The organism is Domibacillus sp. F004, assembly GCF_057814295.1.
This window is the reverse complement of the sequence record NZ_JBVATB010000003.1, coordinates 364,575-384,084: the sequence shown is the minus strand read 5'-3', so window position 1 is coordinate 384,084 and position 19,510 is coordinate 364,575. Positions and strand designations below refer to the sequence as shown.

General features: G+C 38.5%; 19 protein-coding genes. 16 read left to right on the top strand and 3 right to left on the bottom strand.

The features are described from left to right. Positions 1-26: 26 nt before the first annotated feature. From ACZYRN_RS10500 to ACZYRN_RS10490, 3 genes are all read right to left on the bottom strand, one after another. Positions 27-1,364 carry a TrkH family potassium uptake protein gene (locus ACZYRN_RS10500; protein WP_488911754.1) on the bottom strand — a complete coding sequence of 446 codons (1,338 nt, stop codon included), beginning with the start codon at positions 1,362-1,364 and terminating at the stop codon, positions 27-29. Between the two features lie 140 nt (positions 1,365-1,504). After that, complete coding sequence (locus ACZYRN_RS10495; protein WP_488911517.1) at positions 1,505-2,314, bottom strand: MOSC domain-containing protein; 810 nt, start codon at positions 2,312-2,314, stop codon at positions 1,505-1,507. Between the two features lie 158 nt (positions 2,315-2,472). After that, complete coding sequence (locus tag ACZYRN_RS10490) at positions 2,473-3,753, bottom strand: M48 family metallopeptidase (protein ID WP_488911516.1); 1,281 nt, start codon at positions 3,751-3,753, stop codon at positions 2,473-2,475. A gap of 174 nt (positions 3,754-3,927) precedes the next feature. On the opposite strand from ACZYRN_RS10490, the gene ACZYRN_RS10485 reads away from it, so the two are divergent. The 16 genes from ACZYRN_RS10485 (at position 3,928) to ACZYRN_RS10410 (ending at position 19,505) form a co-directional block, all read left to right on the top strand. Continuing rightward, entirely contained in the window at positions 3,928-4,755 is an 828-nt protein-coding gene (locus ACZYRN_RS10485) for a GDSL-type esterase/lipase family protein (protein ID WP_488911515.1), read from the top strand. A gap of 76 nt (positions 4,756-4,831) precedes the next feature. After that, complete coding sequence (locus ACZYRN_RS10480) at positions 4,832-5,212, top strand: hypothetical protein (protein WP_488911514.1); 381 nt, start codon at positions 4,832-4,834, stop codon at positions 5,210-5,212. A 371-nt stretch (positions 5,213-5,583) separates the two neighbouring features. Next, positions 5,584-6,858 carry a right-handed parallel beta-helix repeat-containing protein gene (locus tag ACZYRN_RS10475; RefSeq protein ID WP_488911513.1) on the top strand — a complete coding sequence of 425 codons (1,275 nt, stop codon included), beginning with the start codon at positions 5,584-5,586 and terminating at the stop codon, positions 6,856-6,858. Next, complete coding sequence (locus tag ACZYRN_RS10470; protein ID WP_488911512.1) at positions 6,855-7,400, top strand: nitrous oxide reductase accessory protein NosL; 546 nt, start codon at positions 6,855-6,857, stop codon at positions 7,398-7,400. Before ACZYRN_RS10475 ends, ACZYRN_RS10470 begins: the two co-directional genes overlap by 4 nt. 79 nt (positions 7,401-7,479) lie before the next feature. Further along, a complete protein-coding gene (locus ACZYRN_RS10465) occupies positions 7,480-8,289 on the top strand; it encodes an ABC transporter permease (RefSeq protein WP_488911511.1) in 810 nt (269 codons plus the stop codon). Continuing rightward, positions 8,289-8,984, top strand: a complete 696-nt coding sequence (locus tag ACZYRN_RS10460) for an ABC transporter ATP-binding protein (RefSeq protein ID WP_488911510.1) — start codon at positions 8,289-8,291, stop codon at positions 8,982-8,984. The genes ACZYRN_RS10465 and ACZYRN_RS10460 overlap by 1 nt, the downstream gene beginning before the upstream one ends. A gap of 266 nt (positions 8,985-9,250) precedes the next feature. Beyond that, positions 9,251-11,359: a bifunctional diguanylate cyclase/phosphodiesterase gene (locus tag ACZYRN_RS10455; RefSeq protein ID WP_488911509.1), complete on the top strand. Its 2,109-nt coding sequence runs from the start codon at positions 9,251-9,253 to the stop codon at positions 11,357-11,359. A 101-nt stretch (positions 11,360-11,460) separates the two neighbouring features. Then, the gene (locus ACZYRN_RS10450) at positions 11,461-12,108 is read left to right on the top strand and encodes a TerD family protein (protein ID WP_488911508.1); all 648 of its coding nucleotides are present in this window, start codon (positions 11,461-11,463) and stop codon (positions 12,106-12,108) included. Positions 12,109-12,196: 88 nt separating this feature from the next. Continuing rightward, positions 12,197-12,673 (top strand): glutathione peroxidase, encoded by a 477-nt coding sequence (locus tag ACZYRN_RS10445; RefSeq protein WP_488911507.1) that lies wholly within the window; start codon positions 12,197-12,199, stop codon positions 12,671-12,673. Positions 12,674-12,949: 276 nt separating this feature from the next. Next, positions 12,950-13,192 (top strand): DNA alkylation repair protein, encoded by a 243-nt coding sequence (locus ACZYRN_RS10440; RefSeq protein ID WP_488911506.1) that lies wholly within the window; start codon positions 12,950-12,952, stop codon positions 13,190-13,192. Between the two features lie 350 nt (positions 13,193-13,542). Continuing rightward, entirely contained in the window at positions 13,543-14,019 is a 477-nt protein-coding gene (locus ACZYRN_RS10435) for a DUF2975 domain-containing protein (protein ID WP_488911505.1), read from the top strand. 10 nt (positions 14,020-14,029) lie between these two features. After that, positions 14,030-14,245 carry a helix-turn-helix domain-containing protein gene (locus tag ACZYRN_RS10430; RefSeq protein ID WP_085523668.1) on the top strand — a complete coding sequence of 72 codons (216 nt, stop codon included), beginning with the start codon at positions 14,030-14,032 and terminating at the stop codon, positions 14,243-14,245. 680 nt (positions 14,246-14,925) lie between these two features. Beyond that, positions 14,926-15,558, top strand: coding sequence for a ParB N-terminal domain-containing protein (locus ACZYRN_RS10425; RefSeq protein ID WP_488911504.1), 633 nt, complete (start codon positions 14,926-14,928; stop codon positions 15,556-15,558). Between the two features lie 568 nt (positions 15,559-16,126). Continuing rightward, positions 16,127-17,389 carry an MFS transporter gene (locus ACZYRN_RS10420; protein ID WP_488911503.1) on the top strand — a complete coding sequence of 421 codons (1,263 nt, stop codon included), beginning with the start codon at positions 16,127-16,129 and terminating at the stop codon, positions 17,387-17,389. 363 nt (positions 17,390-17,752) lie between these two features. Beyond that, complete coding sequence (locus tag ACZYRN_RS10415) at positions 17,753-18,106, top strand: hypothetical protein (protein ID WP_488911502.1); 354 nt, start codon at positions 17,753-17,755, stop codon at positions 18,104-18,106. Positions 18,107-18,224: 118 nt separating this feature from the next. Next, positions 18,225-19,505 carry an AAA family ATPase gene (locus ACZYRN_RS10410; protein WP_488911501.1) on the top strand — a complete coding sequence of 427 codons (1,281 nt, stop codon included), beginning with the start codon at positions 18,225-18,227 and terminating at the stop codon, positions 19,503-19,505. Positions 19,506-19,510: the final 5 nt, after the last annotated feature.

Sequence of the window (19,510 nt, the reverse complement as noted above, 5' to 3'; positions counted from 1 at the left end):
TTGTCGCCACACTCCTTACAAATTCATTAGCCAATCATTATTTTTCCTTTCGGATAACGGAACGCATTCGGTTTTTCTCTTGTCGCAACGGCATAGGCAATCGTTAAAGGTCCAACTCTCCCTGCAAACATGGCGAAAATAATGAGTATACGGCCAACCGGTGATAATTCAGGGGTCAGCCCCATGGATAAACCGACGTTAGAAGAGGCAGAAACGGCTTCAAATAAAATCATTAAAAAGTCTTTGCCACTTTCCGTAATCGTCAGCAGCATCGTAAGGATGATAACGAGAAATAACCCGCTGATTGTGACGGTAAGAGCTTTATAAATGGTGCCAAAAGGAATACATTGGCGAAAGAATACAACATCTTCTCTCCCTTTTATCTGTGACCAGACAGCCCCTAATAAAGTCGCGAAAGTCGTTGTTTTAATCCCGCCCCCAGCTGAACCGGGAGAAGCTCCGATGAACATAAGAAAAATAAGCAGGAATAAAGTAGACTGCGATAAATCGGGAATATTCAATGTGCTGGAACCAGCTGATCGTGGCGTAACAGATTGAAAAAGTGAGGCTAACACTTTTCCAGAATAAGATAAGGGCTGCAATGTTTTCGGGTTTCCAAACTCTAACAGTAAAATGAAAATTGTACCGCCAAATGTTAAGACGAAGCTCGTAGCGAGTACAACTTTCGTATGTAATGATAAACGGCGGGTTTCCCGGTATTCGAACACTTCATTCAAGACAATAAACCCAATCCCGCCTACTGTAATGAGCGCACAAACCGTCAGGCTTACGATCGGATCTTCTGCATAAAGGGCTAAACTTTTAAATTCCCCTGTTATGTCAAAACCTGCATTGTTGAAATTTGAAATCGAATGGAAAACGCCGTAATAGATCGCTTTCCCAATCGGCATCTCAGCAGCAAAACGAAACGCTAAAAGGATTGCTCCAACGATTTCAATCATAACCGTAAAAATAATAATTCTTTTCGTTAACGTCACAACGCCAAAAATGGACGAGCTGTTTATCGATTCACGAAGCAGCAACCGTTCTTTTAAAGAAATTCGTTTCCCCAACAAAACAGCAAGAAAGGTAGCAAACGTCATAAACCCGAGTCCACCTAGTTGAATGAGCGATAAAATGACAAGCTGTCCAAACAGGGTAAAGGTAGTGCCTGTATCCACAACGACGAGACCATTGACACAAGCAGCAGATGTAGATGTAAATAAAGCATTTAAAAAGGACAGCCCTTTTCCATCGACTGTCGCATAAGGCAGAGATAACAGAAATGTTCCAATTAAAGAGATCGTCAAAAAGCCCAGTACGAGAACTTTGGGAGGGTCTAAAAATTTTTTTATCTTTTTCAACTCCCTGTCTGTGAAATGAAGAGTACAATCGATTTCATAAAATACATTGTCTACACTATTCTGTCCTGATACTTCATGAACATTCATAAAAACACACAGCCTGAAGGAGAAATGTTCTTCCAGGCTGTGTGTTTTTTCTTCTATTTAATTTCCACATGATCTCCAGCATGTATCTTTCCATCTGTCACGACTTCAGCGTAAACACCGAAACTGCCGGCATTGTTTTGGACGATGGATTTTAAAACAGCGGGATCTTTCGGAAGATCGCCTTGTGCAAGTGTCGTCATGACACACCGCTTCGTCGGCTGCAAAATTTTTAGCTGCACATGGTCACCGATCGTCAATGTTTTGCCAATCCATTCATTCTCCACGAATCCTTCTGTTTCTGGAACATCAATAATGAGATTCGGTCTGAATCGTCTCGGTTCAATTCTGCTCTCGGGGATCGATTTTCTTAACGTATCAATCGTGGATGTCGTAATAATGTGAACGATTCCAATGTCAAAAAAAGTACCTTCAGGTGATGTTCGGGTGAAAATGGACCCTGGATTCTCTAATTCCTCTATATCTTCAGGTATGTACCCTTCAAATTCGACATCGAGTGATGAAGGACTCGACAGCTGTACTGTACGATTAAAGCTCTCAGAAAGCTTTGTGTTCCTTTCCTCATCGGTACTTAAAATCGTTGTGCCATCAGGAAATGTGATTCGGACAGGTGGAGTAGGCGATGACAGGTGTGGCGGTTCCGTAAAAGCTGCCCGGTATTGAAACATATTCGGCCATTTCAGTGGATTTTTTGCATTTGCGAGTTTACTAGTGGACATGTCGATGACGCCGAATGCTCTGTCTCCTAACAGTCCCCTTTTTGTTATGCCGCACGCATTCAATTCTTCACCCATCATTGATTTAACAGGATATCTCCATAATGATACAACTTTTGCAGCGGTCACGATAAAACACGCTCCTTCATAATAGTTAAGATGAAATCAAAAACATGTTTAAACTCTATTAAACTACAGTATACGATAATAAAGAAAATTTACCACCTTTATGGATAATAAGTAATGAAAAAACCCGTCTATTGAAAGACCGGGCTTCAGATTATACTCTATTCTTTATCCTTTGGAATCCGGTAATGTTCGACATAATCAATCCGTTCAATGAGACGGGGATGAGAACCTTGGAAAAAATGAATCACATTAGGATCATACCCGGTCGTTTTGGAATCTTTAGTGAGCTTTTGAAAACTTGAAATAGCAGCTTCTTTATCCTTTGTCATGTTCAACGCATATTCATCCGCCTGTATTTCCATATATCGTGAATAGGCATTCTCTAGAGGGGAAACAGGGAAACTGACGAACGATACCGCTAACAAAAGAAGGGGAAGAGCCGCAAAATCATTGGCTTTATGAATACCGATCTGTGAACCGATATTTCTTAAAAGGAAATGATAAACATAGTACGTACCAAATGCGATGTAGAAGGTTATGAATATGTTTAAGAATAGATGATGGTACATGTGCTTTAACGTATAGTGGCCAATTTCGTGCGCCATCACAAAACGAATTTCATCGATCGTCAATTTTTGAAGCGTCGTATCCCCAAGAACAATTTGCATGTTCGAACCGATTCCTGTAACAAATGCGTTCATCTGGTTTGTTTGTTTAGACATATTCATTTCTAAAATTTCCGCATCGGGAATCCCTGCATCTGCGGCAAGCTGTTCAATCTCAGTACGAATCATTTTGTTTTCAAGCGGTTTATATTCATTAAATAAAGGACTAATAAACTGTGGAACAAGGAACATCATGAAAACAGTAAGAGGCAGGCAAAGCCCCCACATGCTGATCCACCATTTTTTCGGCTGTTTTCCGATAAGCCAGAAAGCACCGAATAAGAGAGGCGTCATGATGACGAAATCAACTCCGAAATCAAGGAGAAAATCTTTTGCCCAAGAGTACAAGCTTTGACTCGTCAAATCATAATGGTGGCCGAGATAAAAAAAGAACAGGTCAAGAGGAAGGTAAATGGCCGCAAGGGTGAGCGAAAGAACGATATAGTAAAAAGAAAATTGCCAGAAGGAGCGTTTGGCCATTTTTTTGGCGTGATCACGAACCCGTTTGGAAAAGGAAAGAACGGCAATGAAAACGAAAAAATCAAGTGGTGTTTTCAAGAAAAAAGTAAAATAGCTGATCAGGTCAAGCTGATGGGACTCTTCAATTTGAGCCGAGGTTAAAAAGGCAGCAGGATCAGCTGTCGTTCCTTTATAGTTTTGGGGTATATCACCAGGCACAAGACGGAGCAAGTACAAACTGATTCCAGTTACGTAAATTACGTAAAAGAGAAAAAAGATAACGTAAAAAGGTTTCATTGACCATTTTTTTTTCATACAGATATCCAATCACTCCATTACACTGTAGTAGCATATTCGTTATTTGACTTTTTAGTTTATGAGTGTTAGCTTCTTTTATGATTGATAAGAAGCTGTATTATGTATAATTTGGTATGAACGGGACGATAATTAAAAGTGTTTGTATATAGAAGGAGGAAGCAAGACGAAAAAATGAAAGTCATTGCATATGTACTCAGTCTCTTAGGAGTAGGCGTGTTAGGGGTATCGATTTGGCTCTATTATCCACAGTATCAAATCGATAAGGTGAAAAAAGAAACGGCTGCTGTCTCACATACAATGGCGAGTAAACATCACATTTCGTATACGGATTATTACCGTTCTGTCGATAAACCAATCCTTTACCATCTAGCGTTAGGTGATTCGATTATAAAAGGTTTTGGGGCCAGTTCAAATCAGAATTTAGTCAGATCGTTTTCGCTGAACTTGGAAGAGGATATTCAAAAAGAAGTTCTTTATCAGAACGAAGGCATTAATGAAATCACAAGTAAAGAATTAAACGAGTTAGTTCAAAAGGGAGAATTTGACGAGAAAATTAAAAAGGCCGATATTGTTACTATTAACATTGGAGGAAATGATGTGCTGCGCTTTGGTTTTGAGGAAGGCTTTTATGAAGCGATCCGCTCATTTGATCGACTCCAAACGGATTTCGTCCAAAACCTCTCCAGTACAATGAATCGAATTAACGAGCTTAACCCGGATGCGACCGTTCTTTTGTTGGAGTTATATAACCCGTTGGATCAAGACAATGAATTTTATTCTTTAGCAGACAAAATACTGCCCAAGTGGAATTTGAAGCTTTACCAACTAGCAAATGAAGTGGATTATGCCGTAGTGATTGAAACGACAGATGTGATTAATAGTGAGCAGCCTCAGTATCTCTCTTATGACGGAGTTCATCCGAACGCGCGCGGGTATAATGCGATTGCTGAACAAATGTTGATTCAATTAAAAAATGATACGAGAATGTTAATGGAATAACATGAAAAGTATTTCCTTTCCCCCCGGGGATAAAATGTTTTCGTTTGCAAAAGATAGTGAAAAAGGAGGAGAGATGGTGGAGACACATTTAAAAATAGTCTTAGGAAAAGTGTTCGGTGAATTGTATGAAATACAAAAGAAACAAGGGATCAAGAAAGTGGATGAAGGTCATGTTTTCGGACTATTAAACGGTTTTGAAGAAGCGTTAAACAATGAGTTTGAGCACTTAAATTTAATAACCGAAGAAGAAGTGAATAGAGTGGCTCATTACTTTGCTCCGTATGTCGAGGCAGAGGAAGAAACGAAGGAACTTCCTCCTTTTACTATTATGCAATCCGATTTAGAAAAGCAAGGAATTGGGCAAGCACGGTTCATTACGATATTACGGTATTTAAACGCAGCAAAGAGGCTGAACGTCGATGTGAATGAAGCAGGAGATTTTAAGTTAACAAAATAGGCTCGTTCATGGCTTAGGCATCCATTAGGATGCTTTTTCTGTGAGAAGGGCTCTTGTTTTCAAATTAAGGCGTTATCTTTTTTTTTTGTGATGTTAAATGTTAAAGTGAAACATTTAGGGCCGTTTTATACAATCTATCGATCTTCGTTCAATTTAAGATAATTACATAGAGAGTACAGAGGAGCTAGGAAATAGAAACAGATTTAGGACTGTCTTCGCTTGTTTAAATAATGATAAAATTTATCAAGCAGAGGGGACTCACCATTCTCTGTGCCGACAAACAAAAACAATTTTACCTTATCACAGCATAAATAGAATGGAATAAAAAAAGTTGCAGTGAAAGTGAGCGGATAGGAGAAGGTACTGAAACAATGAAAATCATGGCGTACATCATGCCTCTACTTGTATTATCCTTTTTCATGCCCTCTGTATATGAAGCAGCAGGCACGTTACAATCTAAAATTAATGAAGCTCCAAAGGGGGGCACGATTGAAATAGAAGCAGGAGAATACGAGGAAACAATCGTCCTTTCCGAGCCCATCCATTTGGAAGGAAAGGGAAAAGTCCTTCTTCGTTCTTGTAAAGAAGAGCCGGTTGTGACCATTAGTGGAAAAGCGGTTACTCTTGAAAATATCAAGATTGAATATTGCGGAGACAAAAAGGATGATGCCGCTATTCATGTTACCGGTTCGAATCATAGGCTATCAGGACTTACGATTGAAACGAAGCGTATTGGCCTGAAGCTTGATCATGCGAATGAAGTGATCATCCAGGACAGTAAAATTGCTGGTGCGAAGCGAGGCAATGGGATTGATGTATGGAAGTCAGATCACAATACATTTAAAAACCTGAAAATTGTCAATGTTTCGGATGGCATTTATTTAGAACAAAGCAATGACAATAGGTTGCATGGAAATGATATCCAAAAATCCCGTTACGGCATGCATCTTATGTTTTCAAATGATAATATACTCGATGAAAATGTGTCTAGAAAGAACGCAACCGGTACAATGGTGATGGAATCAAAGCGGACAGTCATTCAAAACAATCAATTTTCTTCTAATAACGATCATGTGAATGCACAAGGATTGTTAATTTATAGGGCATCAGATACCAATGTGACTGGAAATAAGTTTATTTCCAACCGTGTGGGTATTTTTATTGAAGAAGCTGAAAATAACCGGATGAATGCCAATAAAATAATGGACAACTTTATTGGTGTACAATTTAAAAAATCGACTGGAAATAAAATAATGAGCAATACATTCATTGGAAATGTTAACGATGCACAAGCAATTGAAAGCTCAAACAATCAAATAAACAGTAATTATTGGGATGTTGCCAGTAAAGTTGACATAGACGGAAATGGCGAGAGTGAGATTGCCTTTAAGGCCGATCCCTATTTTCTTACTTTGACAAACGATGTTCCGGAATATCAACTGTTTTTTCAATCACCAGGGCTCATTCTATTACAAAATATGTTAAAAAGCCCGGCTGATCAATTGTTAACAGATTCAGCACCACTTATGAACGTAACAGTAGAAATTGAAAAAGAAACATCCTCTTATTTTAGTTTATGGGTCATGAGTGGAGTAATGATAGCAGTCAGTTTTGGTTTATTTATAGTAGGGAGGAAAAGAAGATGAAGAAAAAATTATGTGGTTTTTTAGCAATAGCAGGCATCCTCATGATGATGCTTGCCGCATGTGGAAATGATGTCGCCCTGCCTGTTGCGATTAATGAAGAAACAGATACGTGCGAAGTATGCAATATGGCTGTGATGGACGATCAGCATGCTACTCAAATTATTTTGGAAAACGGCAAATCGATGCTTTTTGATGATGTAGGCTGTATGTATGGATGGATGCATGATCATGAAAATGAAAAAATGAATGCTCAATATGTCCGTGATTATAACGATAAAGAGTGGATTTTAGTAGATGATGCAACATATGTCTACAATCAATCGATTAAAACACCAATGGCCTATAATGTTGTATCGTTTAAAGATAAAGCTTCGGCAGAAAAATTTGCTGCTGAAAATGAAGGCAGTGCGCTTATGACGGCAGACGAATTAGCTGTTCATAGCTGGGAACAAAATAAAGAGGCAATGAACAAACACGAGATAGAGAATCATTCACATTCGGAGGAAACAGAAGAAGGTAGTCACAGTAGTGGTTCTCATTAAAAAATAGAAGGGCCGACTCCGTTTCCGGAAGGTCCTTTTTGCTCTATATTTAAAAGAAGTTTCGAAAAGAGGAATGAAAGTGTGGAATATTTGGCAATCTGAACTGTACATGACGGTTCGACAGCGCTCCTATTATTCTTTTTTGATTTTATGGATCATGATATGGTCACTCTTATTTTTATTGCAAAGCAGTGCCCCATCCTTAACGGGATACACAAATATGACTGGAACAGTAGTGAATGTTTCTTTATATATCATTCCGCTTTTTATGTTAATTATTGGTTCATTTTCAATCGCCAATGAAATGGAAAATGGACAATGGCGATTGTTGAATACATATCCGTTATTTACGATGTCATACGTATTGGGAAAAATAGGCGGCCAGTTTACGGCTCAAGCGATTGTGTTTACATTCAGTTACGGCATTAGTTTGGCAATCGGTTTAATAAGTGGAAATGGTTTTTCTGGTGAATGGCTTTTGTCCATTTACGTTTTCTCTATTACTCTTATTTTTTTATTTCTCGTTCTTGGTATAACCATTGGCTGTATCGTATCAACGAGATGGCAAGCTTTATCTATTTCAATCATTATTTGGTTTTTTTTCATTATGATTTGGCCGACTATGTTAATCGGGATTTTAGGGTTCGTTCCTTATACATGGATTGCTCCATTTTTACAAATGATTTTATTAGTGAATCCGGCTGAATTCATTCGAGTGTTCTTCGTCATCTCGCTCGATGGAGGAGCCGTTTTTGGACAATCATATGATTCACTTGTGGCCTTCTTATCTCCTCCTTTTGGCCCCGTTTACTATGTTTTATATGTACTGGGATTTTTAGCTCTAATGTCATTATTATCCATGTACATGCTGGAATGGAGGAGAAAGTGATGACAGAATTAAAAGTGGAGAATGTTTCAAAAGTGTATAAGAAAAAAACAGCGCTGCATTCATGTTCCTTTGAAGCAACGACAGGAACTTGTGTTGTGTTATGCGGGGGAAACGGTGCCGGCAAAAGTACACTGCTGCAAATCATTGCCGGAATTCATTCTCCATCAAGCGGCACTGTTTCAATTAACGGGAGAAGGATTGCCTCTGACCGTGAGAAATATGTAGCTGAAATTGGGTTTATGCCTGATGATTTCCATGCACAGGAAATGATGACCGTTGAAGGATTCCTTCGTTTTTATGGATCTTTCCGGAATGTAAAAAAACATCGGATAAATGAAGTAATGGATTTGATCGGTCTAGGTAATAAAAAACGAGAAATCGTCAAAAGCTTGTCTAAAGGAATGAGGCAGCGTCTTTTATTCGGTCAATCCATTTTGGCCAAACCAAATGTTTTATTGCTGGATGAGCCGACAAATGGGTTAGATCCTTACTGGGTAAACCAATTCGTTGAAATTCTTAATGAGATTAAAAAAGAGGGAACCATTATCGTTTTTTCTACCCATATGATGGATGTAGCAGCCGAGACAGGAGATGTTATTTTATTTATGAAACAAGGGAAAGTCATTCAGACAATTAAAAGTGAGGATAAAATAGAAGAGACGACGATGAAATTGATGAAGCTTCATCGTCAATGAATTTTGTGTAATATTACTTAGGTATAATTAACTAACTGTTTATTGACTTTTATACTACGGCAGCTATAATTAAAAGTATATTTTTATAGAAAAGATATTCTTTTCATAAATGGATGATGGAAGCGATGAACAGTTATCTGAGGATATTTCGGATGGCTGGGAGCGAGTAGTTCAACCGACCTTGCTGTTTTAAAGGTCGGTTTTTTTGAATATTCAAGTGTTTTTTCTGACAGACCCATCAAATATAAGGTCATGGGGGATAAATAATGGAGAAACTTTCGGTTGTATTGTCTGAATCATTCAGACATGAGGACATGGAAAAAATGAGAGATACTTTGAAGGAATTAGCCGATTATAGGTACGCTTTGGATCGATCATCGATTGTGGCTATAACGGATCAGCGCGGAGTTATTCTTTATGCAAATGAACAATTTTGTGAAATTTCTCAATATGAACTGGCAGAAATATTAGGCCAGGATCATCGAATTTTAAATTCAGGTTACCATTCTCAGAGTTTTTTTAAGAACATGTGGGCCACGATTGGATCAGGAAAGATTTGGCGGGGAGAAATACGGAACAGAGCTAAAGATGGATCATTTTATTGGGTGCATACGACTATTGTGCCGTTTTTAAATGATAGAGGAAAACCGTATCAATATATCTCGATACGAAATGATATTAGCAGTCGGAAACAAATGGAAGAAGAGGTAAGGAAAAACGAGGAGAAGTATCGGTTAATTACTGAAAATTCGTCGGATCTTATTTCAACTATTGATGAAGAAGGGAATCTATTATACATATCTCCTTCTCACACGCTTTTATTAGGGTACGATTTGGCAGAGATGGAGTCCAGTCACTTGCTTCACTGGGTACGCGAAGAGGATCATGAAGGCGTCATTGCCACTATTGGAGACATGATTAGAAAAAGAGAAGGATCTTCGCAATTAGAATTTCGTCTCCTAACGAAAAGCGGAAATAGTATTAATGTGGAAGCAAAGTTTAATTCTATTTTTGATCCGGTTGGACATGTAAAAAATATAGTGCTGGTTATGCGGGATATAACCGAAAGGAAAAAGACAGAGCAAACCATTTATCATTTAGCGTACCATGATACATTAACTGAATTGCCCAATCGAAGGTTCTTTATGGATTTTTTACATAAAGAAGTTTATCAAGCGACTCCTGTTTCCGCGCAACTAGCCGTCATGTTCATTGATATTGATCGATTTAAACATATTAATGATACTTACGGACATGAAAGTGGAGATCTTATTCTGATCGAAGCAGCCAAGAGGGTGAAAAAGTGCCTTCGTTCAACAGACTTGGTTGCTCGTATGGGAGGGGATGAATTCACCATTTTATTGACAAATATATCGGATAAACTGGAGGTAGAATCCATTGCTCAAAGAATCAAAGAAGGTTTCCAAGTGCCGATAGAGTCTGGAGGAAAGACATATACTCTTTCTTGCAGTATCGGTATCGCTCTTTTCCCCTCAGACGGGGAGGATGTAGGTGAACTATTAAAACGAGCAGATAAAGCACTATATACTGTTAAACAGCAGGGGAGAAATGGGTATTTGTTCTTCCGTCCCGATATGGAAGAACAATCATTAGAACGAGTTCTATTAGAAATTGAACTGAAAAAAGCGATACAACAAGAGCAATTTTATATTGATTATCAGCCTAAAATGAATCTTTCTAACGGAAAATTAACAGGCATGGAAGCGCTTGTTCGCTGGAATCATCCAGAGTTAGGGAAGATAGCACCTGGGAAATTTATCCCCGTGGCGGAAGAAACCGGACTGATCCTTCCTTTGGGAGAATGGGTGCTTTGGCAAGGATGCAAGCAAAATAAAGAGTGGCAGAATCGGGGATATCCTCCGATAAGAGTATCTGTTAATTTGTCTACCCGGCAATTTTATCAACCTAACTTGGTGGAGAAGATAAAAGAGATTTTAAATGATACGGGATTGGAGCCGGAATGGCTGGAGCTTGAAATTACGGAAAGTATTTTTACGGATATTGATTATGCAGTCGCTATTCTGCAAAAAATTAGACAGTTAGGTGTCCATATTTCTATCGATGACTTTGGAACAGGCTACAGTTCGTTCAGTTATATTAAACATCTTCCTGTCGATACGTTGAAAATTGATGCTTCTTTTATTCGAGATATTGATAAAAATAAAGAAAGTCAGGCAATTGTCAAGGCGATTTTGGGTATCGCGCGCACATTAAACTTAAATGTGATTGCCGAAGGGATTGAAAGCCAGGAACAGGCGGCTGTATTAAGTGATGATGGCTGTATTCAAGGGCAGGGATTTTTATTCAGTAAGCCGTTGTCTAATCATGAATTTGAAAATTATTTAAAACAATGAGTATCTTGCGAAAAGAGATCGGCAGTGTGGTACAATTTAAGCAATATGCAGTGTAAGAAAAAGAATGATCAGTTCTATAAATGGAGGCAGGAGGAATCATATTGGGTAAACTGGTTAACGGACAAAAAGTAGAGTTAACGAGACCGTCTTCTGTGATGACATCTATCCGGCTTAGTCTCGGCTGGTCGATTAGTGACGATTCATTACCCCATTTGGATTTGGATATAGTGGCCTTATTAGTAGATGAAACAGATAACATTTGTATGAAAGAGCAGATTGTTTTTTACAATCAGCTAACGGCGTTAGATGGAGCTATTGTTTTATCCAATGATAATCAAAATGGTGCGGGTTCAGGGGATGATGAACAATTATTCATTCAATTATCGTATGTGCCTGCTTCGATTCATAAAATAGTGGTAGCCATTGTGATTCATAAGGCCGATGAGCGAGGTCAGACGTTTGGTATAGTAAATGATGCGTTTGTCCGTATTGTCAGTGACGAAACGCAAGAAGAAATTGTCTGTTACGAGCTGGAAAAAGATTTTTCAAATGAAACGGCTGTTGTGATTGGGGAAGTGTACCGAACGGGAGAGGGCTGGACCATTGAGACAGTTGGAAAAGGGATAGAAGGCGGCATTGATTCCGTATGCGAGGCATACGGAATGATGGAATGGCCGGAATCCTTTTTTGAAAAGAAAAAAGCGCTGACCAAAACATCCCCCTTATATGCAAAGAAGCCACTTTTGTAAGAGTGGTTTTTCTTATGCAAACAAAGTGCATCTATGACTTGTATCGTGTACGCTTAAATGTAAACGGGGGAAGAGGAGATGTTTAAACATGACAAGTGTCTATGAGTTTGAAGTGAAAAAGCCGAATGGTGAAGTTCTGTCTTTGAAAGAATATGAAGGAAAGCCGTTGCTCATTGTTAATACGGCGAGTAAGTGTGGATTCACGCCTCAGTTTGGGGGGCTGCAATCACTTTATGAAAAATATAAAGAGGAAGGTCTGACTGTGCTTGGTTTTCCGTGTGATCAATTTAACAATCAAGAGTTTGATGACATTAACGAAACGACCGCATTTTGTCAGCGGAACTATGGCGTTTCGTTCCCAATGTTTGCGAAAGTTGATGTGAATGGTGACGATGCAGACCCGCTATTTAAACATTTGACGACAGAGAAGAAAGGGATTTTATCGAAAAAAATTAAATGGAATTTCACGAAATTTTTAGTCGATAAAAATGGACAGGTCGTCGAGCGGTATGCACCGGCAACAGATCCCGAGAAAATAGAAGAAGATTTGAACAACATATTATAATGATCAATTTTAAAAGCGTCGGAGCGTCATTTTATCCGGCGTTTTTTTATGGGAAGGATTTGTGAAAGAGCATTACTAATACTTATAGGAATGGCTCATCACAGTAAAAGCAAAAGTAATTCCATATTGCACCAACAGGGGATTTTTCATTTCGATTGTTCCTTCTTCAATCGCATTAGTGAACATTTTTTCATACACTTCAATGGACTCTTATTTATTCATAATAATGCGGATTCTGGATATCATAATGGACATCATCTATTATAGGGGGTTCTTATGAGTACTCGATATTGCTGTCCAAACTGTAAAACGAATCGTTCAAGATTTAACATTATCGAACAGGTTGCCTATGCCGTCAAATTAGATCCTCAAACAGGCGAAGTTATGGAACGGTTTGAAGGCCCCAGTGAAGCAGGTCCTTTTCATACAGTTTATAACGGTCCGAAACAAAGAATTCAATGCGCTGCCTGCGGATTAATTGAAGATGAAATGACGTTTGTTAAATTCGGTGAGAAATAACGATCCTGCTTTGTATAGTGAAAGAGAATGCATGCAACTTAGTATTTCGTATTTGACCGAAACTGTTGAGTAAAAGTCTGTTTCGATAACTGATGTAAGAGAAAGGACCGTTAAAGAATATTGTTAAATTTCTTGTTAAACTAACAGAGGTTAGTTGAACAAGTTATAAATTGAATCGTTTAAAGGTATAGAGCATTTCTTTGTAAGGAGGAATGCTTTTTATCTTTGTCTAAAATTAAGAGAATATTCCTTTAACAATAATAATATAATTAAAATGAATAAACTTTTATTGCAAAACGATAAATCTTGTTTTAAAATCAAGTTGAAAATCATTAAGTGAGGTGCTTTTTATGAAACGAGGGTCAACACTATTTTTAAGGATGGCTGTTTTTCTTATTGGAACTCCAGTTCTTGCTTTGAGTATATTTGGGTTGCCTTGGTTGGCTAATAATCCAGTAAATCCAGATTATGCCCATATACTATATCCCATTTTAATAGGTATGTATGTATCAGCGGTACCGTTTTTCGTTGCATTGTATCAGGCATTTAAACTTTTAAGCTATATTGACAAGAACCAGGCTTTCTCTGAATTGTCTGTTAAAGCGCTAAAGAATATCAAATTCTGTGCAATGACAATCAGTGGTTTGTATGTGGTAATGATGCCATTTGTTTATCTCGTAGCCGAGCTAGACGATGCACCAGGTCTCATAATAATCGGAATGGTCCCCATCTTTGCTTCAATGGTAATCGCAGTATTCGCTGCTGTTCTTCAAAGACTTTTACAAGAAGCGATTGATATAAAATCGGAAAATGACTTAATAGTCTGAGGTGAAAACAATGGCAATGATAATCAATATTGATGTGATGCTGGCTAAAAGGAAAATGAGCGTCACCGAACTTTCGGAGAGGGTTGGAATAACGATGGCTAATCTTTCGATCTTGAAAAATGGAAAGGCAAAAGCGATTCGATTATCCACTTTAGAGGCGATTTGTAAGGCATTAGAATGTCAGCCTGGAGATATTTTAGAATACCGAAGTGATGAAGACACCTAAGATTCATAAAGTGAGGCACAAATCATGAGAGCACTAAAGCAACTTTTTTTAGGTTGAAGTTCTCCTAGCGTACAAAATCCCGGATAAGATCAATTGGAAAAAGCAACGTTTGAATTGTTGCCTTATTCTTTATAAATAGCTTTTGATAATGCTCCATTACTTTCTCTGCTTTTTGAAATAAAGACAACTTCATTTCATCTGTTTCTCCAAGTATCCCCGAAAGTACCATAACGAGCGGGCTAGGTGAAGAAAGCTCATCTTCTTTAGACATGAGATGAGATGAGAGTGAGGTCGAACAAGGCGTGTCTTTTGGTACGCTAATCGTTCGAACTTTTTGTTTTTTCGACGCTTATCCCTTGTGGATAGAACGTGTATTCTGCTATGATGAATGTACCAAGCGAGGAAGGAGGACGCTAGTATGTTTGTTACACATTCCTTTCAAATTCCATATGATTCAAACGTATACGATTAATTAAGACTATGCAGGGGGAAGGCGCATCTGTATGGAATGACATCGTTCGGGGAGCCACTTCTTATTATTTCTCTATTAAGCTTTATAATGTCTCGTAAAACTTGTAACCAAATGCTTATCGCTGTAAATCTGCAATTTCCTGATGCTGTCTTCTATTAAACAATAGCAATAATAGAAAGTTGTATGTAAAAAGGAGAGGAGAAATTATATGCCGCATAAAATTACTGTAACAGGCAAGCCGGTGAGTCCATTACGTGAAAAAGGAGCTTACTTTACCTTCGACATGGAGGAAAGCGGTTCCCCGGGCCCTCCAAAGGGGCTGCCAAAAAGCTCCAACATTACATATACCGTATTTATCAATCAGAAACAGTTAAAGAAAGCCGGATTAACCGACGAAAACATCCAAACCCAAAAAATCATGGTGCAAGGAGAACCGACATTAGACGTACCCGTAGATGATTGTCCAGGTGAAATTGGGGTTACCTGCTTTCAAATATCCATTATTCCTGAAAAACAAAAACAGAAAGAACCCGTTCAAGTGGAGCCAGAACCTTTGAAAGAAGAAGTGAAAAAAGAACTGGAAGAAGTGCAGCCGAAAGGAACAGAGGCTTTCATTTCACTTGAACAGATTAGTGTACCTGAAGCCTTTTTAAATTCACGTCCGAACCCTGAAAAAACACAGCTAGTGATCGACTATGTAAAAAAGACAGGCTACTTAGATGAACCGATCAGGATTAACCGAGAGACCAAGATGCTTACAGACGGCTATAAACGCTATATTGTAGCTAAACAGATGGAAATGAAAGATGTTCCTGTGGCGTATGAAAAAACAACTATATGAAAAAAATCCAGTGAGTAATAATCAACTATATATTATTTTCCTAATTGCGGGTTTATTATTGATGGTTGTATATATTTCACGACGTAAAAGCAATTGAAAAGAAAAGTGAGAACTTAATTTTTGAATGTAAAGGAGAGGAATTTATGAGTAAAAAATTATTTGCAGAAAAAGAAATCATACTATTATCAAGTAAAGGAAATATTCCCAACTATTAAAAAATACACTGCTAAATAGTATTTATTGAATAGTAAAAAAAAGCTCTGGTAAAATGAAATTCACTTAAAGAAATAGAGGTTTTCCTTTTGACAGCATCTATGAGACTTAGAATCCAAACTTTGAACCGTTAATTGAATAGGGTCAAGGGCTCTGCTAAGTGTGGAGTAAATGGGATTAGTCTGTCTCTTTAGGAAAACTTTATTTTACGTTTATCAGAGAAGAGGGGGGAATCTACCCTCTTTTTTTGTTGTCTAAAAATAGTAGTTTATCTAATCTTTTTCGATTCAAGCAAAAAAGATCTTAACCATTTACTTTTCATTACAGGAAATATACAGAACAGGTCGTGAAGAAGATGAATACGGAATATGAAAATTGGAAAAAGAATATTATTATCTTTTTAAGTAGCCAAACGATATCACTTTTTGGTTCTTCACTGGTTCAATATGCGATTATGTGGCATATAACACTTACTACACAATCAGGAATAATGATGACACTGTTTATATTATGTGGATTCATCCCTACTTTTATTTTATCGCCTTTTGCCGGAGTGTGGGCAGATCGATACAATCGAAAGGCACTCATTATCTTATCAGACGGACTGATTGCTGCTGCAACCCTCGTAATGGCAATTGTCTTTTTAATGGGATATGAGGCTGTATGGCTACTGTTTGCTATGTCAGCTATTAGAGCGATAGGAACAGGTATTCAAGGTCCAGCAGTAGGGGCGATTTTGCCACAAATTGTTCCAGAGGATAAACTGACGAAGGTAAGCGGAACTAACGGAAGTATACAGGCTATTATTATGTTCGTTTCTCCTATAGTGAGTGCGGCATTGCTGACGATGACTTCATTAGAAATCATTTTCTTTATAGATGTGGTCACTGCAGCTATAGCAATCGTAACTTTGCTCGTATTCTTAAAAATTCAGGTGCATGCAAAGGCATCCGAGGTACAAACGACAAGCTATCTTAATGACTTTAAAGCAGGTTTAACATATATTAATAACCATGCTTTTTTGAAAAAGTTCTTTTTGTATTTCGCGTTGTTTTTTGTTTTGATGGCACCGGCCGCATTTTTAACTCCATTACAAGTGACTCGGAGCTTTGGTGATGATGTATGGCGATTAACTGCAATTGAAATAGCCTTTTCGATTGGGATGATGGCAGGCGGAGGTATTATTGCTTGGTGGGGAGGCTTTTCAAACAAGGTGCATACGATGACACTTGCCAGTATTATAATGGGGATTTGTACCATTGCATTAGGAATTATGCCAATGTTTTGGGCTTATTTACTCTTCATGGCGATATTCGGAGTGTCAATGCCAGTCTTTAATACACCGACGACTGTACTAATCCAAGAGCGAGTCGAGGGTGATTACTTAGGGAGAATATTTGGTGTATTTGGGATGATTGCTACATCTATGATGCCGATAGGGATGCTCATTTTCGGCCCTATGGCAGATATAGTAAGAGTTGAATGGATTCTAGTGGGTACGGGAGTGCTTATGTTACTACTTGGCCTGTTATTAGGAAGAAACAAAGTATTATTAAAAGCAGGTGAGCCTGTAGTTGTTCCAGAGTCATCTGATTTATCCCGCATTAACGGGCAGTAAGACCTTCACTTCAAGACTTCGGAAAGAAAAGAAGGATAAGTGGGGATCAACTGCCCGTAAAAGCCCGATTGGTTCAACTAACATTCAGTGGGGATGAAGAAAACCCCCACTGAATGAAGTTTCACTTTATCTTTATAAAATATATAAACACCTTGAGACGGTTAGATCGCCGTTTCAAGGTGTTTTTTTGTTAGGCTTGTTTTAAAACCAGACACAATATGGGGAAGCATGGAGATTGTTTAGTAAAAACAACATTTGCCGAAATCGAACCTTATAGAAAAGAATCTTTTTTTAATTTAGAATTTTGACCAAAAAGAAAACTACTAATGAAAGATACATGAAGAGGGATAGGAGAATGATAGAGTGAAAGTATCTTTTGGGAAGATCGGACTCTTAACGATTCTCGCAGCGGGTCTTAGGAATACTGGTGAGGCGTTGGCAGAGTCCCCTGTTTCTTCCGTATGTAAGGCGTTTGGAGATGTGAAAACAGGTGTGAATCCTTCTTTTCAGCATGTGAATTGTCTTTTGACGAATGCGGCACTTGAAGCGGACATTCCACCAGAAGTTGTCAAAGCAGTGGCGACGAAGGAAAATGGTGGATGGAAGCAGTTTGATGCACATGAGAATGCAGTAATTTTATCCGACGGTGGAATTGGTTTAATGCAGATTACGAATCAATCAAGCTACGATCAAGAAAAACTGAAAACGGACCTTTAAAGTGATGGGGGCTGAACCCTTTGCATGTTATAATGGATGTTCCTTTATTTTCAAGGAGATGATTCACATTAAGTCGTAGGGGTTCAGGTCATTACCGGGCTCTAGAAAGGAAGTTACGATGAAAAACGTTCAACCGCTTATTCAATTCGAGCAAGCTTCTAAGGAAGCGATGCCTCATTACTATGATTTTGCCGTGCCCGTTCATCATATAAAAAATTTGCTTGGAAAGGAAACAGGCCTTTCTTTTCACATGTATGTAATGAAGGAAGACGTCGATGAAGTATGGGAAACGGTCGAGCAAATCGCCGTTCGCGATGCGGATGACGTTCGTCTCATTGCGAATGTATTCGACTGCCTTGAAACCCGGACGATCAGCTTTTCATCCATCACAGGTGAAAATAAATTTATTATCCGCCCGTCTATGAACAATTCCGTTTTTTATTTTCCTGCATTTGAAGTAGCGCTCGCCAAGATGCCTATTTTTCAAAGTCATGAGGATTATGAAGAAGATTTTATCTTTGCCGCCAACGATGCTAAACTTCTCGCTTTTATGGACTTTATTTACACCCGTCAAAAAGAGTATATGAAAGGCTATGTCAATATTTTCAGCGATACGGAAGATGGTGTCGAACGCATTCAGGAGAAAATCACTCATCAAGTGTCCCGAGAAGATGTGCTGTTGGAAGAAGGTGTAAAAACAGAAATTTTCCGCTCCATTGATGAATTTTTTCTTCACAGCGGCAGCTTTTTTAAAAAATACAACATTCCGTATAAGCGTGGCATTTTGCTTTATGGAGCACCCGGAAACGGAAAAACAACGCTCGTGAAATCGATCGCTGGCAGTACATCTGCACCGGTCGTCTATTGGCAAATTACCGAGTACACAACAAGTTACTCAATTAAAGAAGTATTTACAACGATTTTGAAAATGGCGCCGATGATTCTCGTGATTGAAGATATTGATTCTATGCCAGAAGAAGCCCGCTCTGTTTTCTTAAACACACTGGACGGTGCGGTATCCAAAGAAGGCATTTTCTTAATCGGCACAACGAATTACCCGGAGAAAATTGATCCGGCGTTAATCAACCGCGCAGGACGATTTGACCGTGCTTATGAAATCAAACTTCCTGACGCAGACGCCAGAAGACAATATTTAAAAAAGAGAAATATTCACCAGTTTATGCTAGAAGAAGAAGCGGAGCGGCTCATCAAAAAAACAGACGGCTTATCCATTGCCCAGCTCAATGAATTGTACATGTCCATCGCCCTTCAATGGCATTACGAAAATAAAGTCGACATCGACAAAGTCATCCAAGACCTGCAAACAAACAACAAAAAAACACGGCATCAAAACTGGAATACCGATACCCAACAGCCGACCATGGGTTTTGGACAATAAACAGC

Coding starts and splice junctions, on each gene's coding strand:
- ACZYRN_RS10490 (WP_488911516.1), bottom strand. CDS start 3,753: ATGAAAAAAAAATGGTCAATGAAACCTTTTTACGTTATCTTTTTTCTC.
- ACZYRN_RS10485 (WP_488911515.1), top strand. CDS start 3,928: ATGAAAGTCATTGCATATGTACTCAGTCTCTTAGGAGTAGGCGTGTTA.
- ACZYRN_RS10475 (WP_488911513.1), top strand. CDS start 5,584: ATGAAAATCATGGCGTACATCATGCCTCTACTTGTATTATCCTTTTTC.
- ACZYRN_RS10470 (WP_488911512.1), top strand. CDS start 6,855: ATGAAGAAAAAATTATGTGGTTTTTTAGCAATAGCAGGCATCCTCATG.
- ACZYRN_RS10460 (WP_488911510.1), top strand. CDS start 8,289: ATGACAGAATTAAAAGTGGAGAATGTTTCAAAAGTGTATAAGAAAAAA.
- ACZYRN_RS10455 (WP_488911509.1), top strand. CDS start 9,251: ATGGAGAAACTTTCGGTTGTATTGTCTGAATCATTCAGACATGAGGAC.
- ACZYRN_RS10445 (WP_488911507.1), top strand. CDS start 12,197: ATGACAAGTGTCTATGAGTTTGAAGTGAAAAAGCCGAATGGTGAAGTT.
- ACZYRN_RS10440 (WP_488911506.1), top strand. CDS start 12,950: ATGAGTACTCGATATTGCTGTCCAAACTGTAAAACGAATCGTTCAAGA.
- ACZYRN_RS10435 (WP_488911505.1), top strand. CDS start 13,543: ATGAAACGAGGGTCAACACTATTTTTAAGGATGGCTGTTTTTCTTATT.
- ACZYRN_RS10430 (WP_085523668.1), top strand. CDS start 14,030: ATGGCAATGATAATCAATATTGATGTGATGCTGGCTAAAAGGAAAATG.
- ACZYRN_RS10425 (WP_488911504.1), top strand. CDS start 14,926: ATGCCGCATAAAATTACTGTAACAGGCAAGCCGGTGAGTCCATTACGT.
- ACZYRN_RS10420 (WP_488911503.1), top strand. CDS start 16,127: ATGAATACGGAATATGAAAATTGGAAAAAGAATATTATTATCTTTTTA.
- ACZYRN_RS10410 (WP_488911501.1), top strand. CDS start 18,225: ATGAAAAACGTTCAACCGCTTATTCAATTCGAGCAAGCTTCTAAGGAA.